This window comes from Cylindrospermopsis curvispora GIHE-G1, assembly GCF_014489415.1.
GTDB lineage: Bacteria > Cyanobacteriota > Cyanobacteriia > Cyanobacteriales > Nostocaceae > Raphidiopsis > Raphidiopsis curvispora_A.
In genome coordinates this window covers 1473436-1492025 of sequence record NZ_CP060822.1, presented here as the reverse complement: position 1 = coordinate 1492025, position 18590 = coordinate 1473436, and the positions used below count along the sequence as shown (strand labels likewise).

The window sequence follows — 18590 nt, the reverse complement described above, 5'->3', positions numbered from 1 at the left end:
GGGGGATTGAATATGAACACTACTAATAACCAAAACATAATGACAAATACCTGGTGGGAAATCCAAATTTTATGTACACCTGACCTGGAAGATTCTATCTTTTGGCGGTTGGAAACCTTCGGTTGTCGGGGCGTTGCTGTGGAAAAAAAGGATAGGTTTCTATTAATTAGAGCTTATCTCTCCACCTTACAGGCACAATTATCAGATCTCACTAACTTATCAACATTATTACATGAAGACTCAACAGCCATTGGGTTACCTACTCCCGAATTAAATTGGCATCAAATTAATGAAGAGGACTGGTCTACCAGTTGGAAGCAATATTGGCACCCTCAGGAAATAGGTAATCTGTTTTTGATTAATCCTGCATGGCTACCCATACCCCCATCCACATCTAAATTGGTTATCCGTCTTGACCCGGGAGTAGCTTTCGGTACGGGAAATCACGCCACCACCCAATTGTGTCTGGAATCTTTAGAAAAATATTTAACTCAAAACAGCAGTAATACTAGTATTACTGCTCCCCAAGTAATTGCAGATATTGGCTGTGGTTCAGGTATTTTGGGCATAGGCGCACTCCTACTAGGCGCCAAAAAAGTCTATGGGGTAGATAATGACCCTTTAGCAGTAGAATCGACCAATAGTAATTGTATTTTGAATCATCTCAATCCAGAAAAATTAACCTGTGCCCTAGGTAGTGTACATACCCTAACAGAAATCCTCACTGAACCCCTCGATGGCATAGTTTGCAACATCTTAGCTGACGTAATTATTGAGTTAATTCCACAAATGACAGACCTGGTCAAATCCGGTTCCTGGGGGATATTTAGTGGTATTTTAGTAGAGCAGTCTCCATCCGTAATTACCACATTGGAAAAAAACAGTTGGGTGGTAGATCAAGTTTGGCAGCGTCAAGAATGGTGTTGTTTAAACGCTAGAAGATAATTAGAGGACCTAAGTCCCCCAATTATCCCTTAACTATCAAATCAAAGTTTTTAAACGTTCAATTAATTGAGGTGCTTGTACTACACCCTCAATTTTACGGACTGGCTGACCATTTTTAAACAAGATGAGAGTTGGTAGTGCTTCTATGCGATATTGGGTAGCTAGTTGAGAATATTTCTCAGTATCGATTTTCACAACCCTTAGCTGACCTTGGAAATGAGTATTAACCTTTTCCAAGATGGGAGCCATCATTTGACACGGACCACACCATTCGGCGTAAAAATCCACCAGCACGGGTACATCGGAACCGGATAACATTTCTTCAAAGCTATTAAATTTTTTTTTAGTTGTCATAACGGTACACACCTAACAGTTACTGCTTTCTCAATAGTAGTTGGCAACCAACAAAAATCAACCAAATCCGTCCTAGTTAGAGGTTCTATCAGAATATGTTCTAACGGAGAGAGTAGGGAACAGAAAACTGCACCTGCTCCACCAAGGGAGTATAACCTAACCATGGCGTTCCCGATTGGGAAAACTGTTGAGGAGACCCACTAACGACAAAACGAGTGGGCATAGGTAAGAGATGATTTTTGATGTTTAGTATTTCTAACTCTCGCTGACAGACCCTAACCACATGAACTGCAGGATCTACCAGATGAATGTGATTTGGTATGAGAGTCTTTATTATAGGTTCAAGTAAAGGATAATGAGTACATCCATAGATTAAAGTGTCTATTTCCTGTGCCAATAAAGGTTCCAGATAGGATTTAGCAACTGCAAGAGTGTAGGGGTCATCAAGGCGATTTTGTTCGATTAAGGGAACAAATTCGGGACAACTTACTTGCCATACCTGAACATCAGCTTTAACTTCCATTATTGTCTGACGATAGGCATTGCTTTTAGCTGTAGCAGGTGTAGCAATCACACCAATGCGTTTACCTACATTTACAGCAAACTTAGCAGCAGGCGAAATCATCCCCAAAATGGGGAATTTATATTCCAAACGAACCGTTTCCAGAGTGAGAGCGGAACTGGTGTTACAGGCCATAATCACCATTTTCACCCCTTGTTGTTCCATCCAACTGAGTATTTCCCTGACATATGCTAAGATTTCCTTTTGGGAGCGGACACCATAGGGAAGATGGGCCGTATCCCCAAAATAAATAACCGACTCATTGGGTAGTTGCTGATAAACCTGTCGCAGGATAGTTAACCCACCTACACCACTGTCAAACACACCAATGGGAGAGGTGGGAATTTGCTGAATGGAAAATGCTTGGGAATTACCTTCAAAAACAGGATATGAGTGCATAGGGAAATGGGTTCAGGGACTACTATAGAATACCAGTTCATCTTTGTTTTAAATACTGGAGAATTCCCTGAGCAATGGCCTGGGCCATTTGATTTTGGTAGGTAGACCTCTGTAAATTAGCCACATCCTCTTCTCCTGTTAGATAACCGAGTTCTACCAAAATCGAGGGGATAGAATTTTTTCTCAGGACATAAAATCTTGCCTTCCTTACTCTTCTATCCCTGACATTGACACTTTGTAAAATTTTGTTGTGAACAGTTTGTGCTAAGTCCAAACCATTATTATAATAGTACGTTTCTAATCCACTGACTTCAGGACGATTAAGACCTGCTGAGTTAGCATGAATGCTAACAAATATATCAGCTCCAGTGCGTTGTGCCATTTCCACCCTTCCAGGAAGGGTGACAAAGTAGTCAGCATCTCTGGTCAATACGGTCTCTACACCATTTTCTTGCAGAATTTTAGCAATTCTTAGGCTAATGGGCAAAATAATATCTTTTTCCTGCACTCCAGCAATCCCTATAGCTCCTGGATCTTTGCCACCATGTCCTGGATCAATCATGACTAGCAATTTACCCTTGGGGGTAGTGCGACGAGGACGAGGTTGGGGATTGGTTTCGGGTTTGGCGTTGGGATCTGGTAAGTGATTACTTCCACCCTGATCTAGGGGGGGTAAGCCAATTGGCGATCTTACCCTTTCGATTGGCAAGGACAACATGCCGTTGTTAGTTCGATTAGGTTGACCAATGCGAACTCCTGATGCTGGTTGTATTAGAATAATTACATTGTTTAATGTCCCAGACTGGACACGTACTCCCAATACCGGACTGTTAGGTGGTAGATTGACTCTGGGAGCTTGAGGTGCTAATTTGGCATTATTAATACTAATGCGAAACATAGCGGAACCTCTGTCCCAACCTGTGGTTACAGATGATTTCTGACCGCCTTTAATTAATAACTCTGTGCCATTGTCGCTTAACTGCACCGACTCAATGGTGTCAGTCCCAGTTTCATTATTATTTTCTACGTCATTAACATCGGGAAAATTAGGGGTTAGGGTTTCACCTCCCTCCCGTGAGTTAACAAATCCCTTCACTGGTAAAATCACCACTCCATCACCAACAGTGCTTACTTCCCAATCGGGACTTTTTGGATCAACCTTCAAGCTAACTTGCACTGTGCTGGGTGTAGTTCGCAATTGGATCAGCTGAACCCGAGTAACGCCATGGCGATTAACCAAGATGCTTCTTGCTGTTAATTGTGGAGACAAACTCGCACCCACAATATTCATGAATATGGTAGTCCGGTCAACACTGCGGTTGATTCTAGCTTGGGGGGAAATACCACTAGTGCGAATAAAGAAACCATCCCCAGTAGTTTGTAATTTTTCAACTTGGGTTTTTCCCGCTGAAGAAAACTCTGGTGGAGATTGGGGAGAATCTATAGTTGCTAAATTATAATTGGAATTGTCATCTCTATTGTTGTTATCCTGTGGGGTGTTGGAGAATACCCGCTCTAGTTTTGGTAGTTGTACTATCCAGCGACTACCAGCGGCGGTTGTAAACTTGATAGCTTGAGGGTCAACCCTATAACCTGGATTGAATTCCACTACTACACGGGTAGTTTGGGGATCAAACTGTCCTATGCGAACTGCACGAATCCCACCACCTATGGGTCGAGCAACTTGGGGTTGACCAAATTTGGTGTTCGGTAAATCAATCACCAGTCGCGTAGGGTTAAAAACTAATTGGGCTTGTGGTTGGACAGGGCTAGTTGTTCTAATTTCTAGCTTGTTTTCGTTAGCATCAAACCGCCAAGAGTCAAATTTAGCTGCCAAACTAGGTGAAGACAGTAAAAGAACTGTTCCAATTGTTCCCGTTAGTAAGTAGTGTAGTCTCAAATCCCTTCTCCTATATTTAACATTATAGACTTAATCAATATCTCAATCTGAGAATTTTGCCAAGTCGCAGTTGCCAAGTCTGTAGATAACCATCTCCTGGCTAAGGCTATATGTCGGGACGGTAATATACAAATATAAGTTTCCGCTCTATAGGATCTCCCCAAAGCTACTCAGACCTTTACAGACCTGGACTACCTACTTCCCGTTTCATCCTAGTCTCAAGATAATTCTTGAGAGGTTTGTCTACTCCACAAGCTATCTCGGTAGAGCTTACCGTTTGATCCGAACGAATCGGAATCTGAATTCCTTCAAACCATCGTTCTAGATTTTTTGCTGCATTGAGATCCCCATCTCCCCCTCTCCCCTATACCTCTGAGGTGGAATCTAAACCAACCGAAGATTCCCCTTGGGGAAAGACAACTCGTAACAGGGGAGGAGCTAAAAAGGTAGTGATAATTACCATCATAATAATTGCTGCTCCTAAAGGTTTGGAAAGCACTCCACTAGCTGCACCAACTCCCGCAAATACTAACCCTACCTCACCTCTGGGAATCATACCTACACCAATGGCTAAACGGTTAATACCTGGCTGACCAAAAACGGCTAAACCTGTAATTACTTTACCAATAATCGCTATTGTAATCAGGAAAGTAGCCATCACCAATCCCTCTCTATTGGTTGGTATGGCTGGATTTAACACTACTAAATCTGTTTTCGCTCCCACTGCTACAAAGAAAATTGGCACTAGCATGTCCGCAATTGGTATAACTTGCTTTTGCAGTTCCTTTCTCTTTTCTGTTTCCTCTAAAACTAATCCAGCTGCAAATGCTCCTAATATGGCTTCTAGGTTAATGATGTCCGCCAGGTAGGACATGATGAACGCAAAAATAAAAGCGGGAATTACCACTCCCCCCCTGGTCTTCAATATATCCGCGATCGCCACGAAGGATTTGTTAAAAATATTACCTAAAATTACGGCACCAATAATAAATCCAGTGGCGCTAGCTATTAAATAAATTACTTTACCCAGATCTACTGCGCCATCTTTAGCTAAACTAGCAACCACCGCCAAAACGATAATGCCCAAGATATCATCTATGACAGCTGCACCAAGGATAATTTGTCCTTCTTTGGAATTCAACCTACCAATTTCCGAAAGCACTCTGGAGGTAATACCAATACTAGTAGCAGTTAAAGCTGCACCAGCAAAAATAGCAGGTACTGGAGCAATGCCAAAGATGATCATCAACCCTGCAGTACCCGCTGCAAAGGGAACAGCTACTCCCACCACTGCGACAACAAACGCTTGAATGCCAACTTCCATCAAATCTTTTAAGTTGGACTCCAACCCTATTTCAAACAGAAGAATAATTACACCCAATTCTGCTAAAACGGAAATCACCTCTGATTGAGCAGCAAATACTGCGGGTGTAGCTTCTGGTGTTAACCCAGCGGTAATTTGCAAGAAGGACATAATCAAGGAACTGGAGCTATCAGTACCACCTTCTGGAAATACTAGCAAGTGTAGAACCGATGTACCAACAACCACACCTCCAACTAATTCACCCAGAACCGGTGGAAATCCTAATTTGTTGGACAGTTCGCCCCCTAACTTACTAGCTAGGTAAATAACTACTAAACTGAGGAGAACTGCTGCTACCACGATGGTATTGTCCACCGACTCATTGGTAGAGCTGGCTAACAGGGGAATAGTAAACTTGGTGAAAATGGTCACATCAACTGTATTTATGAGTGGCATTGGTTTTATAAATGTTTATGAGTTTTTTGTCCTTACCTTTTTATATCACTTTCTTTATATTTTTTATCTGTGGTTTCAAATCAGATCGATATTCCAGTATATATCAAGTATAAACTGAAATATCGATGTTTTTAAACTTAAACTATAGCTTTAGACGCTGTAGTTTAAGTAAGACTAAACAAAACTGAAGTTACTGACAGTAAGTGTGCTAGTATTTACTCCAATTAAGTTAGCTATAGTGTTGCCATTGATGATAATGTCGTTATTGGTTAAGGTTAGATCCTTAAAGCCAAAGCTCTGGACTTGACCGCTAATACCCAAAACATCAGTACCAATCTGAAAATCCACAATGGTATTGGCAAGGTTTTTGTTGTCAACTTTGGGGATATCACCGGTAGCGATCCAAAACTGGTCTGCACCAGCACCACCGGAAATTAAATTGCCCCCACCTTCGCTAACAAAGAATTTATCATCTCCATCACCACCTAAAGCGCGACCATTCACACCTAGGTGAAAAACGTCATTACCAGATCCACCGGAAAGGCGATAGTCCTTGGCATCTGTAGCGTAGATTTCATCATCCCCACTACCACCAAAAATGCGATCGCCATTACCTGCGTATATAACGTCTTTGCCACTACCTGTGTGAATAGTATTTTCGCCCCTGGGAAAACCTTCCAAGGGGGTATTGAGAGTAGTGTCTACCTCATCATTTCCAGAACCGGTAAAGATTAGGTCTTTAATACCATCAGTTTGGGAAGGAATTACCACAACATCACGATCCGTGGTGCCAAAGACCAACTGGGATGCTTGGGGAACATTATTGGCATTTGGTTCCACCTCAAACTGACTGACAATTTGGGGTTGCAGATTGATAATAGCATTAGGATCAGCAACTAACTCAGCTTCAGTATAGGGTTTGATTCCATAAGTAGTGACCGTTAGCTTTTGAGTAGTTGGGTTGATGTTAAATTCCGTCCAACCGTAGGTGTGAGTCGCAATATAGTCTCCTTGTAGTAACTTAGAGTTAATTAACCCATCAACTTGAGAAAGGTTGTTGTTTAAACCTATTGGATCGTAGCCAAAAGGTTGTAATCCATTGTTGATAGCTTGTTTAATGAAATCATCCTTGTCATTGACAACACTATCCCCATCACTAGTTGTAGGTAAGGAATCATAAAATGCCTTTTGCTGTGGTGTGAGGAATAAACCAGCCACCGTTGGTCCAAAGGGAGCATCGTAAGCTACGGAACCAGTAATAATTTCCCAGGTATTGGTAGGAATTTGAGCTTGACCGGGTGCGGTTTGATAGGTGAGATTATTTACTATTGTACCGTGGAAATCAGCAGTAACAAAAACAACGTTTTTAATTTTGTTGTCATCGATAAACTTGAGAAGTTCCGTTCTTTCAGCTGCATATCCTTCGTAGCGGTCACTTGCTGCTGCTACACCCAGGTTTTGGATTGGTCCTGACAACATGATAAACTTCCAGGTTATACCGCTGTTGCTTGCGCGCAGGAGGTCTTTTTTGAGATCTTCCACCTGTGGTCTTCCCAACAGGGTGCGATTGGGATTAAAAGACTGGGCCAGGAAATTGCCAACCTGAGTTAAATCACCTGGGTTGGTAACGGGGGGTAGTTCCGTATCTCGGAAAGAGCGAGCATCTAATACAAAAGTAGCTGCGTCACTACCATAGGTGTTATAGCGATAGAGTTTCCTTTCTCCATCAATTCTACTATCACCGGTTTGACTATAAAACTGATCGCTAATGGGGTTATACTCTTGGAAAGCCTGCAACCCATTTTCATAGAAGGGATTGTCATTGGTTAAACCCGTGTCAGAAGGAGACATACCAGCAAAGTCATTGTAAACCTCGTGGTCATCTATAGTAGTTAAAATGGAGGTAGATGCTCTTAGGTCTCCCCAGGTATTTTGTCCATAGCGTAGTCCGTATACTTCAGAGTGTTTAGCTCGATAGTCTTCTAGGGTAGTAGCTTGAGGTATTTCCACTCCCTTGCTATCCTTGAGTCCTGGTGAGGGAACGTCAGCATAAATGGTATCTCCCAGTTGGACAAAGAATTTCAAATTAGCTGTATCCGCATTATTAATGGCTGGATAGGGCGCTAATTCACCACGCCAGTCACCCGAGACTCCAAATTTCAACCCAGCTCTAGTTGTGGAGGTAGCTGCTGTGCTAAACTTACCAGTAGCAGTTCCACCACTTACATCGCTGACCCGATAGTAGTAATTGGTTCCCGGTGTAAGTCCATCTACTAATACTTTAACTGGTTGAGTAGTATTGGTTACGTTGACTGTCTTTTTGCCAACTATGGTACTAAAGTCTGGAGTTGTACCATATTCAAAGGTCACCTGTCCGGTGAAAAGACTGCGGGTCCAGAGAATGGTAGAAGTTTGGGTGGTGTCACCGCTAGCAACTCCATTAACTAGGGACTGGGCTATGGGAGTGCGGGGATTGAAAGTGGTAGTATCAATTTTTAAAGATGTGGGGAAACCATTGGCAATATTTTCCCAGGGGACCAATTTAAAATTGCTGTTGATGTTCTCACCATCAATAATTTTAGCGGGTTCGTTATTGCCATCTTGAGTGACAAATAAACCCATGGGGAAATTAGCGCCTAGGGGTAGATTAATCACATCTGCACCATCAGACTCCTGCACGCTATCAATTGCGCCATTACTGCCAACAGCAAATCTCCCCAGAAAATCATTGCTACCTTCACGGGTGTAAACGGCAAAGCTGTTATCACCTTGGCTAGATGCTAATAGGTAACCGGTGCCATTTTTGCCATAGTAAATGGTGAGACCCTCCGCATCATCTGTAAGGTTTTGACCACCTTCAAATTTAACCTTATCTACCAGTTTACCAACGTTGCTACCATTGGGTTCTGCATCGAATTTCCAAATTCCCACATCCTCCTGACCAATGTAAACAAAGCCCATTTCCTGGTCTGCTACCATACCCTCGGTTTGAGCAGAACGGGTAGAATCACTAGGAGCAGGAATGGTAAACTCTCTAACTCGTTCATAGCCTACTTTGCCATTACCTTTGTCAATCAGTTTAAATTGAGCCACATCTCCCGTTTGACGACGGGAAGCAAACACGTAGTAATCTTTAGTTGCCAGGCTACGGTAAATAGTTATTCCGTAGGCGCTGCGGGATGATGATGAGTAAGGAGCAACAAAGGGTAAGCCTTGAAACAGAGTAGTGACACTACTATCAGTGATGTTCTCTAAATAGTTCCCACCTGTTCCCTGGGGATTAATTTTGAAAATCACCAACTTGTCGTTTTGGCGATCGCTTGCTACCGCAATATCTATCTTTTCTCCACCCAGAGTGAAGCCATATTGGAGATCAATATTATTGTAGCGAATTGACCCAGGATTAATTTCCTGTAATAATTTGCCCGTTAGGTCATAGACTCGCAGTCCAGCATTTTTCACCGCTGTTAAAATGATACTCTTACTGGGGTCTTGACTATTGACGTAAATGGCTGGGTCATCCGCATCCGCTCTTTGAGATGTTGGTAAAGTAGGATCATCAAATAAATCCGGGCGGGTTTCTACCGTGGGAATTACAGTAGGTAATAGCTCCCCACCCAGAGTGAGGATCTGGGTAAATTGGGTCGCACCAAAATTATTGTCACTGACCAATACTATGGACTGACGACCATCAGCTAATCGGGGGCCAAAGCTCAATCCTTCTATATTGTCCGTTCCCGTAGGATGGTTCCCATCACTATTGGGTAAATTTAGGGTATCAAGGTTGAGGACCAGGCGTTTTTGTACAGGTTGAATCGCTGCTAGTTGATCACTAGTTATTCCACTCAAGGAATTAATTGTAGTGATATCCGTTGCTCCTTGAAGAGTCACTTCGTAGATCTTGATGGTGTTACCTTGTCCCACCGCAAAAGACCTTTCCAAGGCTAATAGAGTACCACGATTGTCAATCGCTAGTAAGTCCACTAACCCACTATCTGCTGCTGTACCACCTGTAGGTGCTTTGGCGATCGCATCTGCCAAGTATAAATATTCTTTTTCCGGTTGTCCAGTAACTAAATTATACTGAATAACACGAGAACGACTAGGAGCGGTTAAGGACGTGCGATCGCCATCTTGTAGTAAGGCATTTTCCGTGGCGGTATATAGAGTTGTTTGGTCAGGGGAAATAGTCAAACTTTCAAAAGCCAAGTTATTGCGCACCCCGGATGTTTGAGTATCACCAGTATTAACGACCCCGTCACCATTAGTATCTTGAACCACAGGTAAGAACTTGCTGGGAACAAGCAAGGTTCTAATTTCCTTTCCTGTAGTCAAATCAAACTCTTTAATAAAGGGGTTGGTGACACGACCTGCTGAGGGATTAGCCTCACCTTCAGAGGAAATAAACACAGTTCCATTGCTAGTGAGAGCAATACCCTCTGGGTCAAGACTCAAGGCTGGGAATAAATTACCACTGGTATCCGTAATCGGAGTAACATTAGTAAAGGTGATGTCACTAGTAGCAGGATTCAGGGTAAAAGTATAAAATCGAGCTGGACCAAATTGGGAACGGTCATCAGAGATAGCATAAAAGAGACCTTTAGCCACATCATAGACAACACCGGATAAACCACCCATGGGGGTGTCTGTGCCATTAACTTTTCCTGGAGTACCGGGGGGGATAAAACCAGTGACAAAGGTTTTTTGACCCACAAACTTTAGATTGGGAACTGTCTTTCCTCCCGGGGTTGGGTCAACTTGAATATCAGCCAGTACTAGGCGATGATCGGAGCTGGGAAAACCACCAGGTAAGCTAGAATTAAAGGTTCCTACCAGTGCAAAGTTAGGGTCAGTATTAACCGACCAAAAAACTGCTGAATTGGCAATTTTGAGATCCGTAGAAGGTAAAACATAATCTGAACGTAAGTTACCGGGGGTTGTATCAGCAAAATCAGATGTATCAAAAGCTGGGTTGCTCCGGTGATTAACATTTGCTCCTCCCTGTAAGGTTGACTGTTGCACAGCGCCTAAACTGGTAGGGATAAAATTGGTATTAATATTAGGATTTTGGAGCAATTGCAAAATGGCCTGATTGTAGCTGTCTCCATCCTGGGGATCGGCATTTTCATCGCCCATAATGACAAAACTAGACCCAGATGCTAAACTACCTTTTTTACCCGTGTCATCATAGATATAGTCCCCCTTACCAGGAGTTATATAGTCACTCCAAAATCTAATTTCATCGTAATTACGTTTGCCATTACGGTCTTCTGTACCGTCAAATACGGGTGGAGTGGGGTGACTAACTAGAACGTGAATGGTTTGATTACCAATCTTGATGGGTACATCCCAATGACTTTTGGAAGAAAGACGTAGCACGGCAATTTCTTCGGGTGAATAAAAGCTACCAAGATTTTCATTAACTGTGGTAGTAGCAGGATTATCTACCGTGGGGTCATTAGTTAATAAATTGCCTGGCATATCCTTCCATAAGAAGTTTTGGAAGGTGCGAACATTTGCCGTGTCAATTTCATACTTAGACAGTAATAACATGCCAAACTGCCCAGGGAAATTACCAAATCCAAAGGAATCATCACCATATCCAGCAGCACCAGGTGTTGTGACCACCGCACCATTGTTATTTAGGTCAAATCCAGAAGCAATACCAGTATTAGAAGGAGCAATATAGAAGTACGGGTAGGTGATGGGTGTTGCTCCATTTTGACTCACACCAAGATAATTCTGTTGCAAAAGTTGAATAGCTTGGGTGGGATTGGTTTGAACGTAATCAAATTCATTAATTAACAGTACATCTGGGTTAGCGCGCTGAATTATTTCCGCTACTGATTTGGCCTGGGCATTAGTAGTGCTAGATAAATCTGTAACTAACTGATTGCTAGTATTACGGTTAAGGGAAGCATTGAACTGGGAAAAACGGACTGTTGTAATACTTGCCATTGTTCACCTTGAGGTTTAGGGTTTATGTTGAGCTAGAAGCAGTTGAAGTTGTCAATTAAATTAATTGCTACATAGCAATACCTCTAATCACACAAGGCTAACTCCAAGATGTTAAGATTTAGTTATCTAAAGATAAGGAAAAGTTGAAGGTTGAAGAATTTTTGGCCCGAAATTTTTGGATGTTGATCGTAACTATTTTTGTTAAAATAGTGAATCGGACTAACAGGTAAATCCCCACTTTAGTAGTGGTGTACTTTGTCAAGAGCTATATGGTATCTAACCTAATGCCGTTTACGCCCTTCTCTCTTTATCCACTAATAAATTGTACTCATAGGCCTTATTTACCAAAAGTGTATATAATGTAAAATGATTTTTAAAAACTATACCTGATATTGTTCAGACCTGACATACAAATAAGATTAACTATGAACACAAACCAGTTAAAGTTTATGCTAAGGCTACTGGCGTCTTCGGATTACCAAATTGATTGGAATTCTTCTGCGCTTAAATCTTTTAAAAAAGAAAAAAGTAAAATTTGTCAAGAATTAGAAAAGAGAGAATATGTAGATTACTCCAGAGAAATTGTTTCAGCGCAGATCTTACCTGCTGGTAAAGCTGCATTACAGATTGAATCTTCCCAACTACCTATAGCGCCTGAAGAAATAAAGGTGCTACAAAATATAGCTAAGAGCAGTCAGAAAATAGAGGTTAGTAAAATTAAGATTAAATCTTTAAAGTCCGATGAAAAAGACAGAATTTTAAAAATCCTCAGTCAGCGGGGTTTGATAAAGGTAGAACAGAAGATAAAAAGGACGAAAGCACAAGTTTGGCTCACAGATAGAGGACTTGAGTTTTTACGTGATGAGTACATACCACAAAAAGGTTCCCATGCTGTAATCAGTTTAGACATGCTGGGTGAGTACATACAATTTTTGCGCAAGAATGCCACGGAAAAAAAATCAGTAATTCCTAGGGAAATAACTGACGAAGAAATTTTACAAACTATTGAAAATTTAGATCGAGAACTGGGTACAGAAAATTACTTGCCCATCTTTCATGTGCGGGAGAAATTACAACCACCCCTATCAAGAGATGAGCTAGATCGGGCATTATATAGATTGCAAAAGACGAGCAAAATTGATTTTGATCCTCTACAAGAAGTAACTAACTATACTTCAAATCAAATTGATGCGGGAATCCCCCAGAATATTGGTGGTCCATTGTTTTTTATTATAGTCAATTAAGACCTGTATATTTACTCATTTTCAGTTGTTTACCCTTATCTTGACGTTCATGACACACATTAATGACATTATCAAACGCCAAACTAACCCCTTTGATTTAATCGAATTAAAGCCCACTGATTTTTGGGTGGAAGAACAAGATTCCACAGTAATGGTAGACTCAATTCACCAAGAAGCAATAATAGAAATTGAAAGTCTACTTGACCTAGTAGCCAAAGATCATCGTAGTCGGACAGTTTTGTTGGGGGGTAGTTCTGGATCGGGTAAAAGTTATCTCCTGGGTAGACTGAAACGTAAGTTGAACTCCAAAGCCTTTTTTGCCTATGTTTTTTGTAATTGGACCAGTAGTGGTGAAATATGGCGACATATCCTCCGTCGTACCGTTGATAGTTTACTTCAAGTTCCCGAAGGAGAACAAGAATCACAGCTAATGTTGTGGCTAAAAAGTCTCAGTGCATTTACTAAAAGTGGTGTCAAACAGAAAATATTCAATACCAATTTTTGGCAACTCCTAAGAGGCGATCGCCCAAAATTTGTTAAACACCTCAAAAGTACTTATAAGAAAGGAATCTATCATCCTGATATTTTTTTTGGTGTACTCCATGATCTGACCAATCCAGATTTATATGATTTGGCGTGTGAATGGCTAAGGGGAGATGACCTGAGTGAAGAGTCCATGAAGCTGATTCAAGTTAAAAGCTGCATTGATACAGAGGAAGCTGCCAAAAATATTTTAGCCAATTTTGGTAAGATTTCTACCCAAACCCAACCGATAGTTTTATGTTTTGATAACCTTGATACCATGCCTCAGCAACCGGGGGGTACTTTGGAAATTCAGCCTTTTATGAATGTTAATACAACCATTCATGGTGATAATTTGAAGAATTTCCTAGTCATTATTAGTGTTATTTATAACACATGGGAACGTAATCGTAACAGTATTCTTCCTGCTGATAAAGCGGGAATTGAAAGACAAATTAGGTTACAAAATATAACCATGGAACAGGCGGAAGCACTGTGGATTTGTCAACTCAAACCACTACATAGATTGGCCTATCCCATACCAGAATCTCCTCTTTTTCCCCTCAGTCGAGAAATATTAGATAGAAACTACCCTGGTGGTAAAACCACACCTAGAAGTACATTAGTTTTGGGTCGCAAGGAATATCAGGAATATAAGCTCTCCCTCAATGGGAATTATAGTGCAGCGCAGGAGGAATTATCACCCCAGAAGACGGTAAAGGTTGTGGATAGCAGTTCCCAAAACCAAAAAGTAGATGTTAAGGGTCAAAATGGTACATTTTCAGCTTCAGATAACCCGGATATAAACCAATCGGAATTCGAATTATTATGGCAACAAGAGTATAAAAAAAACCAGCAGAAATATAGCAAAATATCTTTATTGTCATCATCTGATTTGACTCAAATGCTCATATATGCCATCTGTGCCATGGATGTTCCTGAAATTCAACCTAAACTAATTAGTGGCAAATATACCACCCATTCATTCAGTTATCTCCATCCTCAAAATAACCAAAAAACTGGCGTTGTCTGGACAGAGGAATATAATATGAATAGCTTTTATCATATTATGAGTGCTTGTCAAACAGCTATTCAGAAAAAGGCCTGTGAAACACTTTACTTAATTCGTAGTGGAAATGTGGGTAACCCTGAATCATCTGGTAACCAAATTTATCGACAGATATTTGTAAATACACACAACCTTCATATTAGGTCTAGTTTGACTGGAATTCATTTTTTAGCAACTTATCAAAGTTTGGTGAATTCTGCTAAATCTCAAGATTTACTAATTGGTGGTAAAACAATTGGTTTACCAGAGTTAGAAGATTTGGTGCAAAGGTCAAAAGTTTTACACGGGTGTGACTTATTACAAGCTTTGGGGATTGTTAGTAAAACCTCAAATCCACACACCAGTGAAAACCGTGAGGCAAATTTAGAAGTTGTCAAAGGTTTCTTGTTTAATTTAGTTAAAATTAACCAATGTATTGCAGTAAAAACTTTAATTGACATTATACTTAGGGAGTTTCCTGAGACTCAAGCAGCTAGTATCCAAAATTTAATTGACCTATTGTGTCGAGAAAAGAAGGTAAAAGTTTTGGGCCCCACATCCAAACCGGAAGAGCAAATAATTCTCTGGTATCCTAATGCTTCTTAATCAAACTCTTGTCACCCTTTAGTTAAGCTAGGGGGGATCTGAGTTACCAGCAAGACCATACTGGAGGTAGGGGTGAGTATTAAATTCTATTTATTTGAGTAGTGTCACATCCCGGGGTCGAGGTTAGATCATGAGCACCGTAGTATCTCTCCCGTCTGGGACAGTTTTTCTAAGGACTTTTGGCGATCGCCACTTAACTTTCCATAGGTGTTTAGGAGAGCAATTTCTTCTGGTGTGGGAATTGTTTTGGAGGATTCTTGACCAAGATCACTAAATAGAGTAACGGACTCAATTTTTAACTGTTTATTCTCATATTTTTGGTACAGGTCCCGGTAGGGAATAACCACTTGGGTTTGCCATTGATCCGAAGGACAATAGCTACGATCTATAATCACTGTAATACTAGGCGTTGCTAATACATAGGTCAGCACCAACCCAGAAATTAAAAGACCGGTCCAACCAGTGAGAACAATGCTAATTAATCTGCGGTTGAGGACGCTTTTCATTCAAACACTCCTATTGGTAAACACTAAATCATATCATAAACCCTATAAATTGACTTGGAATAATCCCTTCAGCAGCTCTTGCACATTTTCAGGGGTTCCCTTTTTTACCGTAGATTCCCGCAAAGCTGCGATCGCATTTAATTCTGCTTCATTGACTTCACCGTATGCAATGGGATAAACCCGCACACCACTGTATTCAATAATCTCTTTTACTTCTTCAAAGTTCAACCCCTGATTGGTTTGACCATCGGTCAGTAATAACAAATAAAACTTACCATTAGGATTGGTTTTCTTTTGTTGCACCAGTTCCGATAAAGCCACCATCATGCCATCATACATTGCCGTGGCACCGTCTGCTTGCAAATTATCTATTGCTGCCAAAAAACGTTTGTGCTGAAGGTCATCAAAGGGGGCTAGTTTGACTAAATTAACGGGCTGATCTCCATAGGTAACTAAGCCCACATAATTGCCTGGATTAATCTGTTGGGTAGCAATACGTAAGCCATTTTTAACCGACTCTAAAGGCTTTCCAGACATGGATCCACTGGTGTCAATAACTGCCATTAAATAAACTGTTTTTCCCACATCTTTTTGTGTTTTCCAAAATGTTTGTCCTAAACTTAAAACCTTGCCGGAAGGAATAGGAGGAACCTGTTTTTGCGCCAGATATTGTGCAACTTCTGCGGGCATACGAGGTGCTAAATTTTGCATCGTTTCAGATTGGGCAAATTTAGCAAATTGTTCTAATCCATCCTGTTGCTCTTGTGTCGTCCACTTAAATTTAACTAAGGGATTATTATGGGGAACCCCAAAGGGAATAAAAGTTGAGTTAGCAAATTCAGGAACTTTTTTCAATGCGTTAAAGGTCAACCCTTCACTTACAAAAACAGATAATTTTTTAGGATCTCTTATGGCAATATCCTTTAGTTCCAATGTAGTCAATCCTGTTACTAAAACTTGTTTTTGAAAAGCTTGAAATAAAGAATTGACTTTTGGGGATTGTAAATCTAAGGTGGTTAAAGGTTGATCATCCTGTTGACGACCTGCTCCACGCCAAAAAATTGTGTACAGGAGATTTAATCCGCTAGAACTGGTATAGGGATTGGTATAACCCACTGATAGCTTGCCCGCCACGATCGCATCTAGTAATTGATCGAAAGTAACTGTTTGTGATCCGAAAATTTCTTGTTTGACTTGTTGATTTAAAATAAAACCAGGCTGGTTTGCCAAGAGTTTAGGGGTGACCATATCAACCTCAACTCCTGCATTTTTCAACATAGCAATCCACAATTCATTGGAAGGAGTATAACCAGTGGGTTCAACTATCTTAGCTTCGATCATGCGTTGAGCAATACCGGAAGGAATATTGCGAACACCTACCTGAATTAATTTCCCAGAAGAAGTTTTCAAATTTTTAGCATTGAATTGATCCACGACATCAATTAGCCACCTTTCATCTTCTTTTTGAGCATTAGCTTTATCTGCGGAACTAAAAATTTCCAGGTAAACATTTTCAGCACCTGTGGTTTTGGGCGGACCATAAATGGGGTATTTATCCAAAGATGGTAGGGGTTCTTGTACGGATTTAACGGAGTAGCTCTGGGCAATTGCATCGGTAACTAATTGGTCTTTTACGGAAATTTGTGGCAAGACATTTTTTTGCAGAACTTCAACCGCTTGTTCAAAGGAGCTAATCTTGGTAATATTGGAGCAAGAACCTAGTAATACCAAACCTAGTCCTAAGAGGAAGAAAAGTGTAAATATTTTCTTTTTCATGATTCATTTTCCTGCGCTAGAGTGGAATCTTGAATAATGGTTTTCACAGCAGAACGATTTTCTTGGATCAGCGTTTTTAAAAACAAGGGAAGTTCAGTATTTACTGTATTCCTGTCTAAGGAAGATAACAGTATTTGATCTTGAATTTGTTGCAAATTATTGTGAGTATTTTTTAGGCGTTCTAAACTAGTTTGAAGGTGATTTCTCGCAAGAGTGCGATAGCGATCAGTTTTCACTTGCTCTAAGGCTAAAATGGCATGAATCACCTGCTCAGATAGATTCAACACTGTGTATAGGGTTTCTAATACTTCCGTCGTTAAAATGCTTTCTTGCGCAACAATTGCTTGACACAGTTGATGACTTTTAATAGCATAGGTTTGTGCCTTTTGCCAATCCGCAGCGGATCTATTACCTAGATCACTACCGATTTTTTGCACCCATTGCTGAAAATTGTCGGTATCAAGAAGGTTTACCTCATTGGCACTGATTTGTGACTGTAAAGGATGCAACCAAGCAAGTATCATGCCCGCAGTAATAGCACTGGCCAAACCTAGACTCAGGGGGCGCACACCTACCCCATGGAAAAAGATACTTAAGCCAAGGGCGATGGCCGTCAGCAGTAGGTAGGTTTGAGGGAATTGTAGCACTTTACGCCAAAATATGGACATATAGGATTCAACTTACAGTTTAATTACCTATTCCTAGGGCTTGTTAAAATATACCATATTATTTAATCACCTGACAAATTAATTGTCATCTGATACGACATACTAATCAAAGCATGGGGTCGTTTGTGAACTTTTAGGTCGGAGCCCCAATAAACGCTGTGATTCATGAGGATTATTCTGAATATATTCAGATATGTTGCTCATAATAAGTTGCTAAAAAATACCATTTCATGTTATTTCATCACACTTTGATTCTTTTTCGGAGATGTGTATTGAGAGACCAAGAGATCTGAGGTAAACTCTTTCTGTTAATAGATAATGACCAAAATTATTATGTTAAATG

General features: G+C 40.8%; 11 protein-coding genes. 3 read left to right on the top strand and 8 right to left on the bottom strand.

Translation table 11 applies throughout. The annotated features are described in order from the left end of the window. The first annotated feature begins 39 nt into the window (after positions 1-39). Positions 40-945: a 50S ribosomal protein L11 methyltransferase gene (gene prmA, locus IAR63_RS06845; RefSeq protein ID WP_187707059.1), complete on the top strand. Its 906-nt coding sequence runs from the start codon at positions 40-42 to the stop codon at positions 943-945. 36 nt (positions 946-981) lie between these two features. Here the strand turns inward: prmA and trxA are convergent, their stop codons facing one another. The 5 genes from trxA to IAR63_RS06820 all read right to left on the bottom strand — a co-directional run bounded on the left by trxA (position 982) and on the right by IAR63_RS06820 (position 11877). Further along, a complete protein-coding gene (trxA, locus tag IAR63_RS06840; protein WP_187707058.1) occupies positions 982-1299 on the bottom strand; it encodes a thioredoxin in 318 nt (105 codons plus the stop codon). A gap of 100 nt (positions 1300-1399) precedes the next feature. Beyond that, positions 1400-2260, bottom strand: coding sequence for a glutamate racemase (murI, locus tag IAR63_RS06835; RefSeq protein WP_187707057.1), 861 nt, complete (start codon positions 2258-2260; stop codon positions 1400-1402). A 37-nt stretch (positions 2261-2297) separates the two neighbouring features. Next, on the bottom strand, positions 2298-4160 hold the full coding sequence (locus tag IAR63_RS06830) for an N-acetylmuramoyl-L-alanine amidase (RefSeq protein ID WP_187707056.1): 1863 nt from the start codon (positions 4158-4160) through the stop codon (positions 2298-2300). Between the two features lie 364 nt (positions 4161-4524). Then, complete coding sequence (locus IAR63_RS06825; RefSeq protein WP_187707055.1) at positions 4525-5919, bottom strand: cation:proton antiporter; 1395 nt, start codon at positions 5917-5919, stop codon at positions 4525-4527. Between the two features lie 174 nt (positions 5920-6093). Beyond that, a complete protein-coding gene (locus tag IAR63_RS06820; RefSeq protein WP_187707054.1) occupies positions 6094-11877 on the bottom strand; it encodes a phytase in 5784 nt (1927 codons plus the stop codon). 425 nt (positions 11878-12302) lie between these two features. Between IAR63_RS06820 and IAR63_RS06815 the strand changes: the two genes are divergently transcribed. Both IAR63_RS06815 and IAR63_RS06810 read left to right on the top strand, forming a co-directional pair. Then, positions 12303-13121, top strand: a complete 819-nt coding sequence (locus IAR63_RS06815; protein WP_187707053.1) for a transcription factor RcaD — start codon at positions 12303-12305, stop codon at positions 13119-13121. A 49-nt stretch (positions 13122-13170) separates the two neighbouring features. Continuing rightward, complete coding sequence (locus IAR63_RS06810; RefSeq protein ID WP_187707052.1) at positions 13171-15297, top strand: AAA family ATPase; 2127 nt, start codon at positions 13171-13173, stop codon at positions 15295-15297. 128 nt (positions 15298-15425) lie between these two features. Here IAR63_RS06810 and IAR63_RS06805 read toward each other — a convergent pair whose 3' ends face one another. Genes IAR63_RS06805 through IAR63_RS06795 form a run of 3 tightly spaced genes read right to left on the bottom strand, consistent with a single transcriptional unit; the run spans position 15426 to position 18247 of the window. Beyond that, entirely contained in the window at positions 15426-15803 is a 378-nt protein-coding gene (locus tag IAR63_RS06805; protein WP_187707051.1) for a hypothetical protein, read from the bottom strand. 42 nt (positions 15804-15845) lie between these two features. After that, positions 15846-17579, bottom strand: coding sequence for a VWA domain-containing protein (locus tag IAR63_RS06800; RefSeq protein ID WP_187707050.1), 1734 nt, complete (start codon positions 17577-17579; stop codon positions 15846-15848). Further along, positions 17576-18247, bottom strand: coding sequence for a hypothetical protein (locus IAR63_RS06795; RefSeq protein WP_187707049.1), 672 nt, complete (start codon positions 18245-18247; stop codon positions 17576-17578). Before IAR63_RS06795 ends, IAR63_RS06800 begins: the two co-directional genes overlap by 4 nt. Positions 18248-18590 lie beyond the last annotated feature (343 nt).